This is a genomic window from uncultured Psychroserpens sp., assembly GCF_947492715.1.
In the GTDB taxonomy this organism is placed as follows: domain Bacteria; phylum Bacteroidota; class Bacteroidia; order Flavobacteriales; family Flavobacteriaceae; genus Psychroserpens.
Window position 1 is genome coordinate 1102713 of the sequence record NZ_CANLNS010000001.1, and the last position, 19872, is coordinate 1122584.

Consider the following 19872-nt stretch of genomic DNA (forward strand, 5'->3'; position numbering starts at 1 on the left):
TATAGAACTTAAAAGGTAATCATTAAAGCAAAAGATAACATGCTTTGATTCCCTTCAAAACGGTTTGCATTACCTCCTACATTAAGATTTTGGTCGTTGAGTTTTTTGAAGATATTTGTGAATCCATAGCTATAGGCAGCTCTTAGTTTAAAGCCTCCTATTCCTGCCGATGCGCCCACTACTCCATTTACATTAAATTGTGAAATTGGTGTAATATCTTGAGCTAATAGGTTGTCATAGCCATTAATTACAAAGTTACTCTGGTTGTCGTCTTTTAGATCTAGTTCACTATTGTATTGTAATTGCGGACCTAAATCTATGGTAAGATTATCACTCAAAAGTTTAGCGTGAAACATGAACGCTAATTGCACAACTTTAAGTTCATATTCTATTTGTTCTTGGGTTATTGTTGCCGCCGAAGGTCTACCAGTTATTTCAAATGAGTTCTGAGAAAACTGTAAGCCATAACTTACTGTATACCATTTGTGAGGAATATCAACAGTAGCAACCATACCACCAATAAAACCATTTCCGCTTTTTGTGCTAAAGTTATCTGTTTTAATATCATACTGGGTTAATCCTCCAATAATTCCGAAACCATTTTTAATAGCGTAGCGTTTATGTTGTGCCATAGAGACTGTAACAAAACTAACACAAAAGACTACTAATAAAATAAACTGCTTTTTTTGCATGAGAATAATGTGTGATTTGAGCAAATATAACTTAAATTAGTAACTCATTATTTTATCTAACCATTAAAAAAAATTATATGGAAAATTATATTTATTACATCCCTTTTATATTTTTAGCCTTAATCATAATTATTTCGGCATTTTTCGTTGTTAAGCAACAAACGGCAGCTATTATTGAACGTTTTGGTCGGTTTGAAGCGATTCGTCAATCTGGGTTACGTTTTAAAATCCCATTAGTAGATCGCATTGCAGGAAAATTAAGTTTAAAAATTCAACAGTTAGATGTTATTATCGAAACCAAAACTTTAGATGACGTATTTGTGCGTCTAAAAGTATCTGTGCAATATAAAGTAATCAAAGACAAGGTGTATGACGCCTTCTATAAGTTGGACTATCCACACGATCAAATCACATCATATGTATTTGATGTTGTACGTGCCGAAGTGCCAAAAATGAAATTAGATGATGTTTTTGTTCGTAAAGATGATGTAGCAATCGCTGTAAAGTCTGAATTAAATGATGCCATGATGGAATACGGTTATGATATTATAAAAACCTTAGTAACAGATATTGATCCAGATGCACAGGTAAAAGCAGCCATGAACAGAATTAATGCCGCAGACAGAGAAAAAACGGCTGCGCAATTTGAAGGTGACGCTGCTCGTATTCTAATTGTAGAGAAAGCAAAAGCTGAAGCAGAAAGTAAGCGCTTACAAGGACAAGGTATTGCAGACCAACGTCGTGAAATTGCTCGTGGTTTAGAAGAATCTGTTGAAGTATTAAATAAAGTTGGTATCAACTCCCAAGAGGCGTCAGCGTTAATTGTAGTAACACAGCACTATGATACATTACAATCTATAGGTCAAGAAACAAATAGTAACTTAATACTGTTACCTAATTCACCTCAAGCAGGAAGTCAAATGCTTAACGATATGGTAGCCAGCTTTACGGCAAGTAATCAAATTGGTGAAGCCATGAAAAATGCTAAAAAGAAAAAATTAGAATAGACCAATATTGATTTCTAAAACGGCCTGGAAACATCACTTGTTTCTGGGTTTTTTATTAGATTTTAATCTTTTTGGAGTTTTTCTTTTTCTTTTCTGGCTCTTTAGTTTCTTTTCCTTTCCAAGGAAATGTTAGTGCTGTACTAGCGAAGCTTGTCCCAAAATTCACATTGGCATGATACACTTGACTCACAGCATCTTTTACTTGGTGATCTGATAATTCTTTCAGTGGATGAATAAAAACAGCCCATAAAATACCTTCCGAAACAGCATACTTTACATCTAAAGCCGTATGAAAATTTGCTACTAGAGCAGCTTTAAGCAAGTCGTCATCAAGTACATTTGCATCTGCTATTGGCGAAATAATACGCATCCTATTGTGGTTGGTATCCGTAAATGACACCAACTGAACATCTTTGACAAAAAACTGCCAAGCTCCTTTATTACCTTGAATTGAATCACTAACAGAAGTATAAATGTCGTTGAGTTTGTCGTTATTCATGTCTTGCGAAAATGTAAGAAATGGCAAAACAAATACAATATAGAATGCTTTTTTCATGACCTTGTGTTTTGTACTTCAGTCGAAAAAACCACCATATACAAACACAATAGTCTATAATTTATGAAAAGGGATGGCGCTCATCCCATTCTCTAACCGGATTAGCATACTTAACTACAAGTTTCAAAACAGTGTTTGCAATGACGTTATTGGTGTGTTTTAAGTATATATGCATTGGATATGGCTTTGCTCCTATTGAACTCTTAATTTCCATTGCAGTTCTAGCAAAAACAACCTCTTTATATTGATGCTGGATACCAAAAAAAGCCATATCAAAGAGCATATTCAGATACATTTGGTGCTGATGCTGAAGCTCTTGCTTATAGCCTAAGAAATAGGTTTCAAGTTTATCGTGATTTAAAATTAATGTATAAAACCCAACGAGCTGATCCCCTATAAAATAACCGAACAATTTGAAACGTTCTTTAAGCTGAAATTTTAAACTATAAAAATGGTCGCTATGGAGTTTAAACGAATTAACCCCAGCATTATCTGATACATTTTGGTACAACTGGTAGAGCTCATTTGAAACCACCCTAACCTCATCAAGGCCTAGTTCCCTACATTGAATGCCTTTACTTTTCTTTCGCGCAGTTTTATAGCGTCTGCGGTATTTTTTATTGAAAGAATTGATATAATCTTCAGGTGATTTCCAGTCTGGTCTCACCGTAAAAATCATATTTGGTTGCACCTGAGCTTTATATAGTTTTTGCCTTCTGAAAAATAACTCGCTTTTATGAATCGGGTCATCCTCAAAAAAATCTTTGAAACCAATGATTCTTATCTTCTTATCAAATGTTTGCCTAATTGTTTTTGTTAGGGCATCGATACCTTCTGAAATGGTGTTTAAAAACTCATCTTGTGTTATAGCTTCGGCATTAAAGTACATGCCATGTTGACCTGTATGCATAAGGTTCCCTATAATGAGTGCATTACCTTTTACAATTTTTGAAATAAGCACCTTTCCGCAGCGTTTAAAAAACTGATTGGACGTTTTTCTAAACACGTCATCCAAATACATTTCAACACGCTGTATCGTGGTAATACCAACTAATCTTTCCGAAGAAAAAACACCAAGAAAGTAGGTTGAAATATTTGTTGGACTAGAACCCTCTAAAGCCTTTAAAAAAGGTGTTTTTAAGAAAACGTCTTCAACAGGAAGTTTATCCCAAGTCTCAGGTAGGTCGGCAACCGAATGGTATAATTTAAAGTCTATCAATGCGAAAAAGAAAGGCTGAAAATTACAATTCTCAGCCTTTAAAAGTGTTAATTCTTTATAAAAATTTTAATTCCATCCACAAAGTATTGCTCCCATTACAGCTAGTGTTACAATCCAGTATCCTGCATTAATAAAAATATACTTTGCGCTTTTGCGTTCAAATAATGCGATCGTTCCAATAATTGGTAAGGCACCAAAAACTCCAAAAATAGTCCCATGAAGCGCGCCATGTTTGAATGTTCTAAAAGCATTTCCGTAATCTCCCATAAACGTCTCATAAGACGCTTTTGCGTTTTCTGGTTCTCCACCAACCATGCCTAAGGCTCCCCATTGGTGGTTGGTAAATTGCATGAGTAAGACTGCTAACAGCGCTGCAAAAACCAATGATAAGCCAAAAATAATGGCCATATTAGCACCTTTCATTTTCTCTTCAGTCATTTCTGCTGCACGCATCCATGCTGTTCCAAAAACTTTAGGGTTGTACCAAATAGCTCCAATAACTAAAGCTGCAACAGCAGCAACAGGTATTGCTAAAGGGGTAATAGGTAATGTATCCATAATCTTTAAATTTTTTAGTTAGTACGTTTAAATGTACAAAAAAACCTCAAAGAGAAATCCTTTGAGGCTGTTAAAACTATCGGTCTTAGTATTTATAAAGCGCTAGCTTCATTAACTAAAAGTTCATTTTTATCCTCTAGAGCTTTTGCAATAAAGCTGTTGATATCATCATTACGCTGCAGGCCATTTTTAAGTAATACGCCCAAGGCAATCATGGTTGCAATACGCGTTCCTACTTTTTTAGTAGCAGTATTGAATAAAGGTTGTAGGTCATCATAACTTACTTCTTCAGCAAGTTTTAAAATTTCAGCTTTCGACTTTTCTTGCTTCGCTTCAGGAAGATTGGTGTACTTTTTTCCTAGCTGTTTAATCACTTCAATTGCAGGACGTTGCTTTTGCTGTTGTGGTTTATTATGGTTTTGGTTTTGTTGAGGCTTTGGTTTTTGTTTTGCCCAAGAGTCTCTTAATCCTACCGTTTTATTAAACACTAAATGTTCTGGTGTACTATCATCATCAACATTAAAATAACCAAGACGTTGGAATTGAAAACGATCGCCAATAGACACATCTGCCAAACTTGGCTCTACAAAGGCTTCTATAGTTTTTAAAGAATTAGGATTGATAAACTCCATAAAATCTCTGTCTTGATGACTGTCTGGAGCTTCATCCATAAATAAACGATCATACTCTCTAACCTCAGCTTTTATAGCGTGTTTTATAGAGACCCAATGTAGTGTGCCTTTAACCTTCTTTTCGGTATCTGTTGAATAGGTACAGTGTATTTCGGTGATGTTGCCATTAGCATCTTTTACGACATGTTCTCCTTTGATTATGTAAGCGTTTTTTAGACGAACCTCACTCCCCAATTTAAGTCTAAAGAACTTATTGCTTGCCTCTTCTTTAAAATCGGCACGTTCAATATAAAGTTCTCTTGTAAAAGGCACTTGTCGCGACCCAGCGGTTTCGTCTCCTGGGTTATTTTCAGCTTCTAGCCATTCTTCTTTTCCTTCAGGGTAGTTTGTAACAATAAGTTTTATAGGGTCTAAAACAGCCATAACTCGAGGCGCCGACTTATTTAAGTCCTCACGAATGCAGAACTCTAATAATGATACGTCGATAACGTTTTCTCGTTTAGCCACACCAACACGTTCAATGAAATGTCTAATAGCGTTTGGTGTGTATCCGCGACGTCTTAATCCAGAAATTGTAGGCATTCTTGGGTCATCCCAACCTGAGACAATGCCTTGCTCTACCAACTTAAGTAATTTACGTTTACTCATAATGGTAAAACTTAAGTTTAATCGCGCAAACTCTCGTTGTTTAGGAAGCATCGGAAGTTCTTTTGACGCATAACCATATACGTGTTCCTTAAACCAGTTATACAGTTCTCTATGCGGCTTAAATTCAAGCGAACATAAAGAGTGTGATATTTGTTCGATATAATCGCTTTCTCCATGAGTCCAATCGTACATAGGATAAATACACCAATCATTTCCTGTTCTGTGATGGTGTTTTTTTAAAATACGATACATCAATGGGTCGCGCATCAACATGTTTGGGTGTTGCATATCTATCTTAGCTCGGAGAATGTGTTCGCCTTCTTCGAACTCGCCGTTTTTCATTCGCTCAAATAAATCGAGATTATCTTCAACACTTCTATTGCGATAAGGCCCATCAACACCTGGTTGGGTTGGAGTTCCTTTTTGTTCTGCCATAGCTTCGCTGGTTTGAGAATCTACATAGGCTTTCCCATCTTTAATGAGTTGAACAGCCCATTCATAAAGTGTTTGAAAATAATCTGAAGAATACAATTCGTTAGCCCATTCGTAGCCTAACCAAGCAATGTCTCTCTTGATAGCGTCCACATATTCCTGTTCTTCTTTTGCTGGATTTGTATCGTCGAAACGAAGGTTAACTGGGGCTTTATATTTTTCACCTAAACCAAAACTAATTCCAATAGCTTTAGTGTGACCAATATGAAGATATCCATTAGGCTCTGGTGGAAAGCGAAAGCGAAGTTTATCTTTTGACAATCCGTTTTGTATATCTTCTTCAATGATGTGCTCTATAAAATTGAGCGATTTTGTTTCTTCAGACATGCTTTTAAAATAATAGGCAAAGTTATAGAAATTAAGTGAGATATGTATATAAAAAACCCGTTCCAAATCATGAGATTGAAAGGGTTTGAAAAAGAAAGTTTCATTTATTTTAATACGTGAGGAAGCGGTTTTCTGTTGCGTATTTTCCGCCAGTTAAAAATTAACTTTTTTGTATTATCATTTTTTTAGCTTTTTGGTTACTGCGTTAGTATATCATATTCCGTTATTTCTAACTCGGTCATCCAATGAATAGAATCTGCTGGCGCAGCATTAATCGTAAAATAATAAAAACTTTCTGCCCATTGTTGACTAAACCCGATATTCATATAATAATTAATATATGGTAAATGATTGGCGTGACCCACAGGAAAATCTGTGGCCTCTGTACCACTACCATCAGACCATGAATGTACACCAATCATGGTGTTTACACCTTTTGTACGCTGAATACCAGCCAAGAAAAAATCTACACCACCTGAAGCTATTAGACCATTGTCCATTAAACGAATATTCATTCCTTTTTGATGTACTTTTAAAGATAATTGCAAATTAATTGTGTCATCGGATGAACCGTCACAATTTTTAATTTGTATTCTATCAACATTAGGAAATTCAGCTTCTAAATTATTGAAATCGTCTAAAGACGAACTCCCAATAGTGCCATCCATTTCTATGGTTGTATCATTATCTAAAACTTTAAAAATACCGAATTGTCTTTGTTCGATTTGGTTTGTATTGCCATCATCATCACTACTACAACTAACTAAAACTGTTGTAAATAAAATTGTAATCACTCTTAGAATCTTCATTTTGTTCATTTATCTAAATTTTAAAATTAATATGATTTTAAACCAAAAAAGCATATACATCTGTAACACCCTTAAGGTGATTACTGAAGTATATGCTTTTCACATAAAACTTTCCTAAATCATAATTCCAATGTCTTCTTCAGTGGTGAATTACGATCTATTTTAAAAAAGTTCTTATTAATATAACAAGTGGAGGTTTTAAAACCCTACAAAAAAACAATACAAATTAATGGTTGTATCACTAAATTGAAGTTTCCCACATGCTTTAAAATATTACTAATGTACTCTAAACTGTTTCCTGAGTTCCCTTTTGCATTATTGTCTATAGGTTCCATCTGGTAACACAGTTGGCAAATTATACTGCGCATCAGTAAGTAATCCATATACCTCAGTATCTGTATTCTGTACTAAAGCCTGTGTGTTTAAATCCCATTCTTGTTGAATTTCAGCTAAACGAGTATCTGTAGCCTGTGCACCTAAAATAGATGTCATTGCCCAGTAGAAATATTCTGTATTCATACAATTGTAATCACACGTGGAGTCATCATAGGTATACCAAGCTCCAGCCGGATAAGGATTAGGAATGCTTGTAAATTGTCCGCCTCTAGCGATGTCCATAGCATTTGAAAGTTGAGAACCTGCTTGTTCTCCAAACACATTAGGATATACCTGAGAGTAGCCTGCATGCGTAATAATATGCCAAACTTCTTCTAAAGCCGCATCAAAGCGTCCTGTTAGCCCACTAGATACATATGTGGGGTTTGTTTCTTCGTTACCTAAATCTTGTCCTTCTCTTCCATTTGGAAAGTCGATGTTATCTAAATCATTCTCTGATGCCCACATGAATAAAAATGCTTGATTAGCTGTCATTTGGTCTACCACAGCTTGGTTATCTGGTATGCCATCTTCATCGTTATCTAAATATTGTGCCATCACATTTGCAGCATGCAACAAATTGGCATCTGATACATCTGAAACGGCATAAATATCTATACCGAAAACCACCACTTTTCTATTTGCGGAACTCAAAATACCATCATTATTAGCCACAATGCTAAAGTTAGGATCGTTTCCTGAATTAATAGTTTCTGTTGTTGTAGTTGTTGTACTATCATCGCTAGAACAAGATGTACAACTCAAGATTGTTGTTAACATTAACACTGCTGTTATTGAAAATAATTGCTTCATAATTGTTTTGATTTAAGGATTACTTTTAAATGAGTAACAAACTAACGACCAATGTTAATCATTATGCGCAGCAGCAAGTCCGAATGGCGTCTATTCGGACATTTTTAAAGACAACTCAAAAGCTTTTGGTGTCATTCCTTCTATAGACTTAAAAGCGGTATAAAATGTTGATTTCGACTTAAAACCAGCTTCTTGAGCTAAACCAAGAATTGACAATTGTTTCGCTTTGGGAGATTGTAATAGTCGTTTAAATTCATCAACCCGAAAATGGTTTATGAACTGATAAAAGTTAGTCTTAGCGTGTGTATTGATGAGGCTTGAAAGCTCTTTTTCCTTAACGCCTAAAGATTCGGATAAGCTACGTAAATTCAATTCTGTATTTGTAAATAGTTTACCTGAAATGATTTTCTCTTTAAGTTTTTCAAACTTCTGGTTTGTTTCATCGGAAGGCGACGCTATTTCATTTTTAACTTGTATTATCTCTTCTGTAGTTGTGAATAATTTGTTTTTAAAAATTTCAGATTGCGAAAAGCCATTATAGCCAATCCAGTATATCATAAAAAGCGTTAGAATAGAAGATAGTAGTACAAAATGCGTCGCAATATCTTCATTCTGAAACGCAATTATATCTTCTGTAATCCAAAACGCATGAAATCCTAAAAAAACAAAAACTATAGCCTTAATCCAAGACAGTGTTTTATGTTCTAAATCTGAATAATAGTTAGTGACATGGTTTTTATGTTGTTTTAAAATTTTTAAAATGTAAAGTAACAAGCCTATATTAAATAGATACTCTAGAGGTCTAAAATCGTCCATTTCATTGTTAAAAAAGAAAACAATATTTAATAGCATTCCAGGAATAAATAACACTAAAAACCACTTTTTAAAAGTATTATTTATTGTAAGGTTTACGTACAACATTAAAAAAAGAATTGTAAATAAAGTCGTTTCTAATACAGGGGTAATTGTTTCGGTGAAATTGTGAGAAAATGCATTATAAACCTCTATAGTTAAACTCCACAGAAATAAACATAAAAATATATTTGCTCTTTTGTTCTTAGATTTTATCGTTAAAAATAATAAGCCTAACATAAATGCTGTAGCTATGGAAAGAATATCTACAACTGATGAAAAAGAAAATTCAATTTGCATGAAATTGTTTTTGATAAAATTACATTCTTTTTTTAAATAACTTTGCTTTTATAAAACTAGTATATGGGAATCATAAAAGTTGAGAATATTCGTGTATTTGCGCATCATGGTTGTTTAAAAGAAGAAACTAAAATAGGTAGTGATTATCGCGTTGATTTAGAAGTAAAAGCCGATTTACAAACCTCAGCAACAACCGATAAATTGAGTGATACTGTTGATTACGTGCTTTTAAACAAGATTGTTAAAGAGGAAATGGAGCGGGCATCTAAACTTTTAGAAACCGTTGCAAAGCGTATATTAGATCGTATTTTTAACGAGGATATATTAGTTAAAAAAGCTACTGTAAGCGTAAGTAAACTTAACCCTCCTATTGGTGGTGATGTAGAAAGCGTAACGATAAAAATGACCAAAAGACGAAAAAACTAAGGGTTTATAGTGTAAAATGGTAATTTTTTATACATTTGCCTTCCTCGTTTGTGAGTAACAACGAACAAGGCATCTTGGCCGAGTGGCTAGGCAGAGGTCTGCAAAACCTTGTACAGCGGTTCGAATCCGCTAGATGCCTCTAAAACCTTCAGTAATTACTGAAGGTTTTTTTGTTTTATGCAGCCAGATTACTTCTTAATCTTAACATAGTAGTTTAAAAACCTATAGAGTTGAGAATAGCTTGCACCTTTAGAGTCTGAGATCAATTGAAAAAAATAGCGTTCGTTATTATGGTCTATAATTCTTGCTACACCGATAATGTTGTCCACCTTATTTTTAATTTCAAAATGCACTCTATCAATCTGTTCAGAAGTGGTTAAAGAGTCAATATTACTAACGCTTAATTCACTAGAAGGATATTGCCTAATTAAGCGATTTCTAAACGTCTTCCATTGCTGGAAAAGGGATTCGTCTACATTTTTATCCACTTTGTTATAAATAAAATAATACCCTCTAGAGGTTGCTCTAACAGGTAACTGTGTATCATCATCTGCGATAGATAAATAAAAGCCATCTGGTAATTTAAGTGTCATCTTTTTATTTAAAACAACTACAGTATCTTCAATTAGTTTCTTACTGAAATGTGCCTGTCTATTTCTATCACTTAAATAATTAATAGTATTAACATGGTGTCGCCTTTGATAGGCTTTTTCTTGTTGTTCCTGAAAATATTTATCGTATTGTGATTGCTCTGGCGGATTGTTATTTTTATTGTATCGTGCAACCGATCGTGCTACTTTTAACCCTAACAATACAATAGAAATTACAACAGAAGCTGTAATCCACGTAGAACTTCTATTGAGCTTCATTGGGTCTCTGGCGCGTTCTTTTTCTATAACAGCTGTGTTTTCAACGTAATCTTTGCAAAACCTATCGAAATCTGGTTTTTGGTCTGTAAGTCCACAAAGAATACCTGTTTGCAAATTGTTTTTTCTATGAACACAGTTTTTGCAAAACCTTAGACGTTCTTTTAATAAAATATCTTCGTTATTCATAACATTATGAGGTGTTAAGATCTTTTAATTACAACATAATCAACTATGAGCATCATAACTAAAAATAAAAACCCAAATGTCAAAATTAATGAACCATAAGGCCAATGTTGAATTTTAAAGAGTGTGCCCCATAAAATTAATGTTATGGTCAGAATACAAAGCCCATAATAAAAGAACTTTATAAAGCCATTATTTATAAATTTTCGTTTTGAAAAGTAGCGTAGTCCGTCTTCAATAAACCACCAGACAAAAAGAACAAATAAGACCAATTCAAAGCCATAAGCTATAAAGTTAATGTGGTACGTTTTTAATACGATATTTATGGTCCATACAAGAACCAACCCAAGTTTTACAATATCAATACGTTTTTTTTCTTTTTTGTTTAAAAACCGTAGACTATATAATAGCGCTAATGGAATAGTGCTCATTAATAACAATTGACTAGCATAAGGCCAGTGTTGGACCTTAAATAATATGGCGCAAACTAGAAGTATTAATGCTATTCTAATTGGAAATGTAAGCGTTTTTTTAGTCGAGTTTTGCACTGTAATTAGAATTAATTACCAATAGGATTAACACGCTCAATTTGTTCTTTACTTTTTTCATAAAGTTCTGGAAACAAACCTTGGGTTAATAATAGAATTCCAAAACCTAAAATCACTAAAGCAACGATTTTTTTAGTTTTGAAAATGAGTCGTGGTGTTAATTTATTTTTTAATCGTTTTGCCAAAGCAATTTTCACTAAATCTGTTAAAAAATAAACCGTCAGCATTGTGATAATAAAAATAAGCACGCCATTTTCAGATTCAGTAATAGTACTTCCTATAACAATAAAACCAAGCCAACCGAGTAATACTCCAATATTAATAAAGTTAAGCAAGAACCCTTTTATAAATAGTTTTCCGTAGGCATTCTTTTGAATTTCAACACGATGATATTCTTTCACAATAGATCTAAAAGATTTAGACGTCTTTATAAAAGAAATAAAACCATAGACCGCAAGAAGTATCCCTCCAAAAATAAGGAAGTTGGGGTCATCTTTAATTTTATCAATAAGGTTATTGGTACTATAAAACGCTAATAAAATAAAGACGATATCGGCTAAAATAACACCTAAATCAAATATTAAAGCGCTTCTAAATCCTTTTGTAGCACTAGTTTCCAGCAGTACAAAAAATACTGGTCCAATAGTAAATGCTAGGATAATTCCGAAGGGAATAGCTGCTAAAATATCATCAAACATATAGGAAATAGCTTTCCTACAAAACTAATAAAAAAGACGCGTACTCAATGCGTTTAGCAAACAGATTAGTTCATACGTTTAATTCGACCGCCTAAAGTTGTTTTTTCTTTAATGCTTTCTGGGTTTCCATAAATATAAATATCACCACCTGCAATAACGCGTGCATCTACTGTTTTAGACGCATTAATATCGGCCTCTCCAGCTGCTTTTATATTTACAGATGTGTTTTTAGTTTCGAAGGCTTTACCTTCATAAACGCCACCAGTGTTAAGTGTAATATCCTGAGAAATAGCTTTACCTCTTGTTTCTACAATACCACCAGAAACGGCTTTTATATCTACTTGATCAACGTCTAAGCCTACTTTTAAGTGCGCTCCTTCCTGTGCCCTTAGTTCTATTTGATTTTGTTCTATAAGTTCGTTAGATGTGATAAATGCACCTTCATTTCCATCAATAACGTCTAAGGTTTTATAATGTACAGTTACAAACGTACGATCGCCATTAAAACTCTTATCAGTTTTCATTCTAATTTTTAATTTCCCATCTTTATTAATAACCACAACGTCATCAATATCATCTCCTGTTATTTCTACTTTAGCTTCGTTTGATTTCACTAGATTAACAGCAATTAAGTCATAAACTTTAACTTCATTAAAATCTCCAACGCCCTTTTCTTTTGGGTTTTGAGCTGTTGTTATAGAAGTAACTAATATTAATGCGAGGGTTAAAAAGGTTTTCATATTGTTGTGTTTTAATAGTATTTACGTTTGATATCTATATAACAGATGATATAGTCGAATAATTGTTACACTTATAACAAATTTAATCCATACCAAGATCATTAGTAAAAGACGCGCTCATATCTATCTCCTCGTATGGAATTCCAGTAAGATTTTCTACTAGTCTAAGAATCTGTTCTTCAAATTCTTTTTTAGGCATGTTTTCATAAGTGGGTTTCGTCTTTATTTTTTCAAAAACGTAATCTGCTAGTTGCTGCACAGTAGCAATATTTTCGGCATGATTATCTGGTATTTGAATCTCAAAAAGATCTTCAACCGTCATGATTAATTCTACAGTATCTAAACCCATTTTTAAGCTACATGTACAGCCGTTCCGGTTACAGAAACAAAGAAATAAGAACCACCAACAGTTTCGATATCAACACTAATTCCAACGACAGCATTAGCATTTAAATGTTGAGCATTGGTTTGCATTTTTTGAAATGCTTGTTCCTTAGCTTCATTCATAAGATCTTCTATAATTGTCATGTTCTTTTCAGTTTTAAAAGAAAACTTTGTTTTTAATTCAGAAGATGTTCCTGTTACAATGCCTTTATATTCAACAATTTTAAAACCTTCAATAGAATTTGTTGTGGTTAGAATCATAATTATATCTTTTTTAATTGGTAGTTGTTTTTTCTGAAATGTTACAACACAAAATTATGAGATAATTACATATAAGTATTTACGAGTTTTCACCAGGTTTGCCGATAAGCGTAAAATCTAAGTGTTTTTTAACAAGATCTGTGTTCTTAACTTTTACTACAACCTCATCACCAAGCTGATACATGGTTTTTGAATTTTTACCTATAAGTGCATAGTGATCTTCATCAAATTCGTAATGATCATCAGTCATATCTCGCGTACTTACCATACCTTCACACTTATTAGAAATAATTTCTACATAAATTCCCCAATCTGTCACTCCAGAAATAACACCTACAAATTCTTCATCCTTATGATCTTCCATAAAACGGATTTGCATGTATTTGATAGAATCTCTTTCAGCCTTAGTTGCTAGATTTTCCATAGTACTCGAGTGGTTACACTTATCTTCATAAATGTCTTCACTAACCGATTTTCCACCATCTAAATAATGTTGTAATAAGCGATGTGCCATAACATCTGGATAACGACGAATTGGTGACGTAAAGTGACTATAATAATCAAACGCTAATCCATAGTGGCCAATGTTATGTGTAGTGTACTCTGCTTTACTCATAGATCTAATAGTTAAAGTATCTACAAGGTTTTGCTCTTTTTTACCATTTACATCTTTCAATAAATTATTTAAACTATTAGAGATGCTTTTTCGGTCTTTAAAATTGAGTTTATAACCAAAACGACCTACAACATTTTGCAATGCTGCTAATTTACTATCGTCTGGTTCATCATGTACACGATACACAAATGTTTTCTTTTGTTTTCCGATAAATTCGGCCACTTTTTTATTAGCTAGTAACATAAACTCTTCAATGAGTTTATTAGCATCTTTACTCGTTTTAAAATACACACCAACTGGATTTGCATCCTCATCTAAATTGAATTTAACCTCAACTTTATCAAACGAAATAGCTCCTGTACTCATACGCTTTCGACGCATGATTTTAGCTAATTCATCTAGTTTTAAAACAGCATCAGCAATAGCTTGATCTGCTTGATACGTCTTACCTGTTAAAGACACGTCTTTAGGTATTGTATTTGATTTCGTTTCTATAATTGATTCTGCTTCTTCATAAGCAAAACGTGCATCAGAATACGTAACTGTTCTACCAAACCATTGGTCTTTAATTTCGGCTTTATCATTCATTTTAAACACTGCAGAAAACGTATACTTCTCTTCATGTGGTCTAAGTGAACAAGCTCCATTTGATAATATTTCAGGAAGCATTGGTACCACACGATCAACCAGATATACCGATGTGGCGCGTTCGTAAGCCTCATCATCTAAAACCGTACCTTCTTGTAAATAATGCGACACATCTGCAATGTGAATACCTATTTCAAACAAACCATCGTCTAAAACTGTAAAGGATAAAGCATCATCAAAGTCTTTCGCATCTTTAGGATCTATTGTAAAGGTTAAATCTTTACGCATGTCACGACGTTTTGCGATTTCTTCTTTTGTAATTGATGTATCTAAGGTATTTGCATATGCTTCGACTTCATGAGGAAACTCGTAAGGTAAACCATACTCTGCAAGAATGGAGTGAATTTCTGTATTATGCTCGCCAGGTTTTCCTAAAACTTTTAAGACTCTTCCGTATGGAGAATCGGCTTTTTCTGGCCAATCTTCTAAAGTTACTAATACCTTATCGCCTTCTTCAGCTTTATTAGTTTTATTAATTGGAACAAAAATATCGGTATGCATTTTATTTCCATCTGGAATTACAAAAGCATAGTTTTTATGGATTTGTATGACACCTACATATTCGGTTTTTGCACGCTTTACAATACTGGTAACTTCACCTTCTATCTTACCACGTTTTCTTCGTTTGTAAGCATAAAATTCTACTTCATCGCCATCTAAGGCCTTATTCATATTATTGGAAGCAATAAAGATATCTTCATCAAAATCATCGCTAATAATATAACCAGATCCTCGAGAAGCCATATCCATAATTCCTATATGATACTCGGTATTAATAATAGCTTTATACTTGCCCCGATCTATTTGTTCAATCTCTTGTTTAGCGGCAAGTTTGGCTAGAGTTTTTATAATTTGATTTCTACTACTAGCATCATTAACACCAAGTTTAGCAGCAATTTGTTTATAATTAAAGGATTGGTTTCTATCTTTTTTTAAAATACTAAGAATTGTATTTGTAAGGTTTGAAATCCCTTTTTTGGATTTCCTTTTTTTCTTTTTTGTCATTATAATTTGTAATCATTTTCATTTCCTAAAAGTGTTAGGAATTCAGTCTTTAAAAAACTTAATATAAGGAGGAGTGAAGATATTAAGTTTGTGCAAATCTACGGTTTAATTTTTTAATCGTGTTTAGAGACTGTTAAATTAATGAAAAAGACCTGTAAATTTTACAGGTCTTTCTTTGATTGTATTAAAGGTTTAAAGTTATTCTTTTATAAGTTTTTTAGATGTTTTTCCTTTGTTGGTTAAAACTTCAACAATGTAAGTTCCGGGTGTCAAGGTTGACGTGTCTACTATAGGTTTTTCGGAAATCAACACCTCTTGACCTAAGGTATTATAAACAGATACTTTTTTTAATTGAACCGAAGCATCTAACTGGATTGTGAATTGGTTTTTAGCTGGGTTTGGGTATAATTTAAATGGATATAATTCAAAATCTTCAGTATTTAAAATTAGATTTAAATCAAAAACTCTTACATGTCCTGATCCAGAGCCAGAATCATCATTTTCGGTAGCTCCAACAGCTAAAATACTACCATTTGAAACCAACATAAGCGCGCTTCCTGAGAGATCGCCATCTGCTTCACCATAAATATCTTGTCCGATTTGTGTCCAATTATTATTTATAAATCTATAAATACTTGTACTACCTGTATTTAGAACATTTCCATTTATGTCATTTCCTGGAGCACCTACAGCTAAAACATTACCATTTAAAGCTAAACTTATATCAGCACCAAAAAAATTAAAATCAGATGCGCCATTTAAATTTTGACCTATTTGAATCCAATTATTAGTTTGATTTTCATAAATACTTACTTGACCGGATTGTATACTAACTGAATTACTTTCAGGCGCACCAATAGCTACTCTAGAGCCGTCTGAAGACAAACTTACGCTACTACCAAAAATATCACCAGAAGCTATACCATCAATATCATTACCAACCTGCACCCAAGTATCTACCTGATCATATTGATATACTCTTACGTGTCCAACAAAATTATTATTTGAAGGCGCGCCAATAGCCACAATTGTGCCATCTGAGGACAAACTTATACTACTACCTGATAAATCACCAGAAGCTTCACCATTAATATCATTTCCTATTTGAACCCAAGCATCAATTCCATTGTATTGATACACCTTTACATGCCCAGAATTATTTCCATTATTATCGTTACCTCTGCCACCAATAGCAATTATTTGGCCATTAGACGAGATTTTTACACTGCTACCAAATTCATCAAATTGAGCTTCGCCATTAAGATTTTGACCCATTTGCACCCAAGTATCAATGCTATTATATTGATACACTTTTACATGACCAGAACTACTTCCATTAACATTATTACTTTGAGCAGCTATAGCTACGATTAAACCATTAGACGATAAGCTCACACTATTTCCTGATAAATCGCCAGAAACTTCACCATTAATGTCATTTCCTATTTGAGTCCAAACACCAGCTTGATTTTCATAGATACGAACATGGCCAGATAAACTACCATTTCCGTCATTTCTAGTAGCTCCAATAGCTAAAAAATTACCATTTGAAGACAAACTAACACTATCTCCAGAGCGATCAAATTCTGCTTCACCATCAATATCTCCACCAATTTGAACTTGTCCAAAAATTAAAAATGGACATAGTAAAAAGAAAAGAAATTTAATAATATTCATAACCACACTATTTTCTTATAAAGGTAGAAAAGATTAACGACACTTTTTACTTATCAACATATATATACATATCATCTTTTTTCTTTTAAAAATTTAAAAATAAAATGATGGTTATTATAGCTTGTTAATAGTTAGTATAACTTTTTTAAACTTTACTTTGATATATGACTTATCAGATTTATTGCATAAGTAATGAACACTAGTTCTTTTACTAAACTCCTTATTTTAAATAGAATTCATAGTTCTATTAACAACTGTTCATAACCACTGTTGACAACTAAAATTTAATAAGTATTTATTATTTTAGTGTTGGTATCTTCTAAATACAATGCTCATAACTTGACTAAAAAAAAGGACTAACTTTTTAGGTTTTAATGTTTCAGTTTTTGCTTTAAAAAAAAGATGACACATACAAGAAAAAGTTTTACAATCTTACCAATAGATATTAACAAGTAATGAGGTATAAACACCTAAGAAGTTAACACGCTTGATTTTTAAAGATTAATAGTTACGATTCAAACTTATATATTATGAATAACTAACTTCATTATCCTTCGATTTATTTATAAGCAATTATTAACTTTAAGGTTTTAAACAACACCCTAAAATTATGACCATTTCAATAGGTAACGATCACGCAGGAACCGAGTATAAACAAGCTATTGTAGCACATTTAGAAGCTAAAGGTTTTATGGTTAATAACTATGGTACAAACTCAAGTGATAGTGTAGATTATCCAGATTATGTACATCCCGTGGCTAATGATGTTGCTAATCAAAAAGTAGATTTCGGAATTTTAATCTGCGGAAGCGCTAATGGTGTAGCTATGACCGCAAATAAACATCAGAAAGTGAGAGCTGGTATTTGTTGGACCAAAGAAATCACTGAACTTACTAGACAACATAATAATGCTAATATTTGTTGTATTCCAGCACGTTTTACAGCATTACAACAAGCCATACAAATTGTTGATACGTTTCTTAATACAGATTTTGAAGGTGGTCGTCATCAAAACCGTGTCAATAAAATTCCAGTATCTTGTTAATCTAAATTCATGATAGAGATTACTGTAAAAACCTTCCAAGAGTTATCCACTCAAGAACTCTATGATATACTTCAATTACGAAGTGAAGTCTTTGTTGTAGAACAGGATTGTGTATATCAGGATTTAGATGGTAAAGATCAAAATGCATTGCATGTCATTGGTTATAAAAACAGTAAGGTTGTTGCTTATACTAGAATTTTTAAACCAGGTGATTATTTTGAAAACGCTAGTATCGGTAGAGTAGTGGTTGATGCTAAAGAACGCACTCATAAGTATGGTTATGATATTATGGAAGCATCTATTAATGCCGTGAAATTAAAATATAATACATCTACAATAAAAATCTCGGCACAAGTGTATTTAACACGCTTTTATAATAGACTTGAATTTCAAGAAGTGGGAGAGGAGTACCTTGAAGATGGGATTCCACATATTGATATGATTTATAAAGCATAAAATAAATAGGATAGCACCACAGTTTATCGTTAAAGATGTTTTAGCTTCGGTTAAATTTTGTATCGATAAACTTGGCTTTAGTGTTAATTGGATACAGAATATGGAAATCGTGATTTTGAAATAGAAGATATTGACGGCTATATTTTATGTTTCGGAATGTCTATAGAAGACTAATTACTCTCACCAACATAAGTGACTAAAATCTCAACACGACGATCAAATTTTGGTTCACCACCTAACGGAAATTTTCTGCGCATACCAACATATTTCATACGTTTTGTACTTACGCCTTTTTTAGCTAAATAATCATAAATATATTTTGCTCTGGCCACAGAAAGATTACGTTTTTTAGTTTTACGATCTATAGCATCTCTACTGTTTTGGGTACAACATACGTGGCCTTGAATTGTAAAATAAATATCTTCTCGTTCTACTAAGGCTTTTGCGATACTTTCTAATGTTGGTTTAGATTCAGGAAGTAATTTACTATAACCTGTTTTAAACAAAATGTTATCTAAAGTGAATTTATCACCTGCTTTTAATTCACCTTTAATAATGTCTTCAACCTTTGGTTTTTCTTCTACAACTTTTTGAACTCTAGGCGGATTATAAGGTTGAACGATAATTTCAACTTTTCTATTAAGGCCTCTAATTTTATGAATATCCTCTTCTTTAACTAATTTCAGTAGTATTTCTCCTTTACCATCAACGTTTGTAATGATAGATTCGTCAAACTCATTATTCGAAAAAATAGTTTTTATAGAGTTAGCTCTATTTTGAGATAATACCATGTTGTATGAATCACTACCTCGATCGTCGGTGAATCCATAAATAGAGACTTTTTGAATATCTAAGGCTTCTATTTCCGATAAAAACAACAGTAATCGGTAATGTTCGGTAGGCGGAATATCATACTTATCGGTTTCAAAATATACCTCATGAGTCATTTCCTTTTGAGCACACAAAAGTTGAGTAAACATCAAGAATATGACGAGTATTTTCTTCATTTTAATACCTTAATAGATAACTAAATATA

General features: G+C 33.1%; 20 protein-coding genes, 1 tRNA gene and 1 pseudogene. 5 read left to right on the forward strand and 17 right to left on the reverse strand.

All coding sequences use genetic code 11. From position 1 onward, the window contains the following. Positions 1 to 8: 8 nt before the first annotated feature. On the reverse strand, positions 9 to 692 hold the full coding sequence (locus tag Q0787_RS04900; protein ID WP_298901136.1) for an outer membrane beta-barrel protein: 684 nt from the start codon (positions 690 to 692) through the stop codon (positions 9 to 11). A 77-nt stretch (positions 693 to 769) separates the two neighbouring features. Between Q0787_RS04900 and Q0787_RS04905 the strand changes: the two genes are divergently transcribed. After that, positions 770 to 1699, forward strand: coding sequence for an SPFH domain-containing protein (locus tag Q0787_RS04905; RefSeq protein WP_298901137.1), 930 nt, complete (start codon positions 770 to 772; stop codon positions 1697 to 1699). A gap of 55 nt (positions 1700 to 1754) precedes the next feature. Here the strand turns inward: Q0787_RS04905 and Q0787_RS04910 are convergent, their stop codons facing one another. From Q0787_RS04910 to Q0787_RS04940, 7 genes are all read right to left on the reverse strand, one after another. Further along, positions 1755 to 2255, reverse strand: a complete 501-nt coding sequence (locus tag Q0787_RS04910) for a hypothetical protein (protein ID WP_298901138.1) — start codon at positions 2253 to 2255, stop codon at positions 1755 to 1757. A gap of 61 nt (positions 2256 to 2316) precedes the next feature. Then, positions 2317 to 3474, reverse strand: a complete 1158-nt coding sequence (locus tag Q0787_RS04915; protein WP_298901139.1) for a GNAT family N-acetyltransferase — start codon at positions 3472 to 3474, stop codon at positions 2317 to 2319. Positions 3475 to 3540: 66 nt separating this feature from the next. Next, positions 3541 to 4032, reverse strand: a complete 492-nt coding sequence (locus Q0787_RS04920) for a DUF1761 domain-containing protein (protein ID WP_298901140.1) — start codon at positions 4030 to 4032, stop codon at positions 3541 to 3543. Between the two features lie 92 nt (positions 4033 to 4124). Further along, a complete protein-coding gene (locus Q0787_RS04925; protein WP_298901141.1) occupies positions 4125 to 6131 on the reverse strand; it encodes a glutamine--tRNA ligase/YqeY domain fusion protein in 2007 nt (668 codons plus the stop codon). Positions 6132 to 6328: 197 nt separating this feature from the next. Further along, positions 6329 to 6949, reverse strand: coding sequence for a hypothetical protein (locus Q0787_RS04930; RefSeq protein WP_298901142.1), 621 nt, complete (start codon positions 6947 to 6949; stop codon positions 6329 to 6331). A 306-nt stretch (positions 6950 to 7255) separates the two neighbouring features. Beyond that, on the reverse strand, positions 7256 to 8128 hold the full coding sequence (locus Q0787_RS04935; protein ID WP_298901143.1) for a hypothetical protein: 873 nt from the start codon (positions 8126 to 8128) through the stop codon (positions 7256 to 7258). Between the two features lie 90 nt (positions 8129 to 8218). Continuing rightward, entirely contained in the window at positions 8219 to 9280 is a 1062-nt protein-coding gene (locus Q0787_RS04940) for an AraC family transcriptional regulator (protein WP_298901144.1), read from the reverse strand. A gap of 63 nt (positions 9281 to 9343) precedes the next feature. On the opposite strand from Q0787_RS04940, the gene folB reads away from it, so the two are divergent. Both folB and Q0787_RS04950 read left to right on the forward strand, forming a co-directional pair. Continuing rightward, a complete protein-coding gene (gene folB, locus Q0787_RS04945; RefSeq protein WP_298901145.1) occupies positions 9344 to 9706 on the forward strand; it encodes a dihydroneopterin aldolase in 363 nt (120 codons plus the stop codon). Between the two features lie 68 nt (positions 9707 to 9774). Continuing rightward, positions 9775 to 9845: transfer RNA gene (locus Q0787_RS04950), tRNA-Cys, on the forward strand. 49 nt (positions 9846 to 9894) lie between these two features. On the opposite strand, the gene Q0787_RS04955 is transcribed toward Q0787_RS04950, so the two are convergent. From Q0787_RS04955 to Q0787_RS04990, 8 genes and pseudogenes are all read right to left on the reverse strand, one after another. Continuing rightward, positions 9895 to 10761, reverse strand: a complete 867-nt coding sequence (locus Q0787_RS04955; RefSeq protein WP_298901146.1) for a hypothetical protein — start codon at positions 10759 to 10761, stop codon at positions 9895 to 9897. A 14-nt stretch (positions 10762 to 10775) separates the two neighbouring features. Then, positions 10776 to 11189, reverse strand: coding sequence for a hypothetical protein (locus Q0787_RS04960; protein WP_298901147.1), 414 nt, complete (start codon positions 11187 to 11189; stop codon positions 10776 to 10778). A gap of 128 nt (positions 11190 to 11317) precedes the next feature. Next, the gene (locus Q0787_RS04965; RefSeq protein ID WP_298901149.1) at positions 11318 to 12004 is read right to left on the reverse strand and encodes a LysE family transporter; all 687 of its coding nucleotides are present in this window, start codon (positions 12002 to 12004) and stop codon (positions 11318 to 11320) included. Between the two features lie 65 nt (positions 12005 to 12069). Then, positions 12070 to 12744, reverse strand: a complete 675-nt coding sequence (locus Q0787_RS04970) for a head GIN domain-containing protein (protein WP_298901150.1) — start codon at positions 12742 to 12744, stop codon at positions 12070 to 12072. Positions 12745 to 12982: 238 nt separating this feature from the next. After that, positions 12983 to 13087, reverse strand: a pseudogene (locus tag Q0787_RS04975) (acyl carrier protein); the annotation flags it as partial. 8 nt (positions 13088 to 13095) lie between these two features. After that, positions 13096 to 13389, reverse strand: coding sequence for a YbjQ family protein (locus Q0787_RS04980; RefSeq protein ID WP_298901151.1), 294 nt, complete (start codon positions 13387 to 13389; stop codon positions 13096 to 13098). 79 nt (positions 13390 to 13468) lie between these two features. Next, complete coding sequence (rnr, locus tag Q0787_RS04985) at positions 13469 to 15658, reverse strand: ribonuclease R (protein WP_298901152.1); 2190 nt, start codon at positions 15656 to 15658, stop codon at positions 13469 to 13471. A 198-nt stretch (positions 15659 to 15856) separates the two neighbouring features. Next, the gene (locus Q0787_RS04990; RefSeq protein ID WP_298901153.1) at positions 15857 to 17335 is read right to left on the reverse strand and encodes a T9SS type A sorting domain-containing protein; all 1479 of its coding nucleotides are present in this window, start codon (positions 17333 to 17335) and stop codon (positions 15857 to 15859) included. Positions 17336 to 17945: 610 nt separating this feature from the next. Between Q0787_RS04990 and rpiB the strand changes: the two genes are divergently transcribed. Continuing rightward, positions 17946 to 18380, forward strand: coding sequence for a ribose 5-phosphate isomerase B (gene rpiB, locus Q0787_RS04995; protein WP_298901154.1), 435 nt, complete (start codon positions 17946 to 17948; stop codon positions 18378 to 18380). A gap of 9 nt (positions 18381 to 18389) precedes the next feature. Next, the gene (locus Q0787_RS05000) at positions 18390 to 18836 is read left to right on the forward strand and encodes a GNAT family N-acetyltransferase (RefSeq protein WP_298901155.1); all 447 of its coding nucleotides are present in this window, start codon (positions 18390 to 18392) and stop codon (positions 18834 to 18836) included. Positions 18837 to 19006: 170 nt separating this feature from the next. Here the strand turns inward: Q0787_RS05000 and Q0787_RS05005 are convergent, their stop codons facing one another. Continuing rightward, the gene (locus Q0787_RS05005; RefSeq protein WP_298901156.1) at positions 19007 to 19843 is read right to left on the reverse strand and encodes an OmpA family protein; all 837 of its coding nucleotides are present in this window, start codon (positions 19841 to 19843) and stop codon (positions 19007 to 19009) included. Between the last annotated feature and the right edge of the window lie 29 nt (positions 19844 to 19872).

Coding starts and splice junctions, on each gene's coding strand:
- Q0787_RS04910 (WP_298901138.1), bottom strand. CDS start 2,255: ATGAAAAAAGCATTCTATATTGTATTTGTTTTGCCATTTCTTACATTT.
- Q0787_RS04970 (WP_298901150.1), bottom strand. CDS start 12,744: ATGAAAACCTTTTTAACCCTCGCATTAATATTAGTTACTTCTATAACA.
- Q0787_RS05000 (WP_298901155.1), top strand. CDS start 18,390: ATGATAGAGATTACTGTAAAAACCTTCCAAGAGTTATCCACTCAAGAA.
- Q0787_RS04935 (WP_298901143.1), bottom strand. CDS start 8,128: ATGAAGCAATTATTTTCAATAACAGCAGTGTTAATGTTAACAACAATC.
- rnr (WP_298901152.1), bottom strand. CDS start 15,658: ATGACAAAAAAGAAAAAAAGGAAATCCAAAAAAGGGATTTCAAACCTT.
- Q0787_RS04980 (WP_298901151.1), bottom strand. CDS start 13,389: ATGATTCTAACCACAACAAATTCTATTGAAGGTTTTAAAATTGTTGAA.
- Q0787_RS04905 (WP_298901137.1), top strand. CDS start 770: ATGGAAAATTATATTTATTACATCCCTTTTATATTTTTAGCCTTAATC.
- Q0787_RS04940 (WP_298901144.1), bottom strand. CDS start 9,280: ATGCAAATTGAATTTTCTTTTTCATCAGTTGTAGATATTCTTTCCATA.
- Q0787_RS04990 (WP_298901153.1), bottom strand. CDS start 17,335: ATGAATATTATTAAATTTCTTTTCTTTTTACTATGTCCATTTTTAATT.
- Q0787_RS05005 (WP_298901156.1), bottom strand. CDS start 19,843: ATGAAGAAAATACTCGTCATATTCTTGATGTTTACTCAACTTTTGTGT.
- Q0787_RS04965 (WP_298901149.1), bottom strand. CDS start 12,004: ATGTTTGATGATATTTTAGCAGCTATTCCCTTCGGAATTATCCTAGCA.
- Q0787_RS04900 (WP_298901136.1), bottom strand. CDS start 692: ATGCAAAAAAAGCAGTTTATTTTATTAGTAGTCTTTTGTGTTAGTTTT.
- Q0787_RS04925 (WP_298901141.1), bottom strand. CDS start 6,131: ATGTCTGAAGAAACAAAATCGCTCAATTTTATAGAGCACATCATTGAA.
- Q0787_RS04955 (WP_298901146.1), bottom strand. CDS start 10,761: ATGAATAACGAAGATATTTTATTAAAAGAACGTCTAAGGTTTTGCAAA.
- Q0787_RS04920 (WP_298901140.1), bottom strand. CDS start 4,032: ATGGATACATTACCTATTACCCCTTTAGCAATACCTGTTGCTGCTGTT.
- folB (WP_298901145.1), top strand. CDS start 9,344: ATGGGAATCATAAAAGTTGAGAATATTCGTGTATTTGCGCATCATGGT.
- Q0787_RS04960 (WP_298901147.1), bottom strand. CDS start 11,189: ATGAGCACTATTCCATTAGCGCTATTATATAGTCTACGGTTTTTAAAC.
- rpiB (WP_298901154.1), top strand. CDS start 17,946: ATGACCATTTCAATAGGTAACGATCACGCAGGAACCGAGTATAAACAA.
- Q0787_RS04930 (WP_298901142.1), bottom strand. CDS start 6,949: ATGAACAAAATGAAGATTCTAAGAGTGATTACAATTTTATTTACAACA.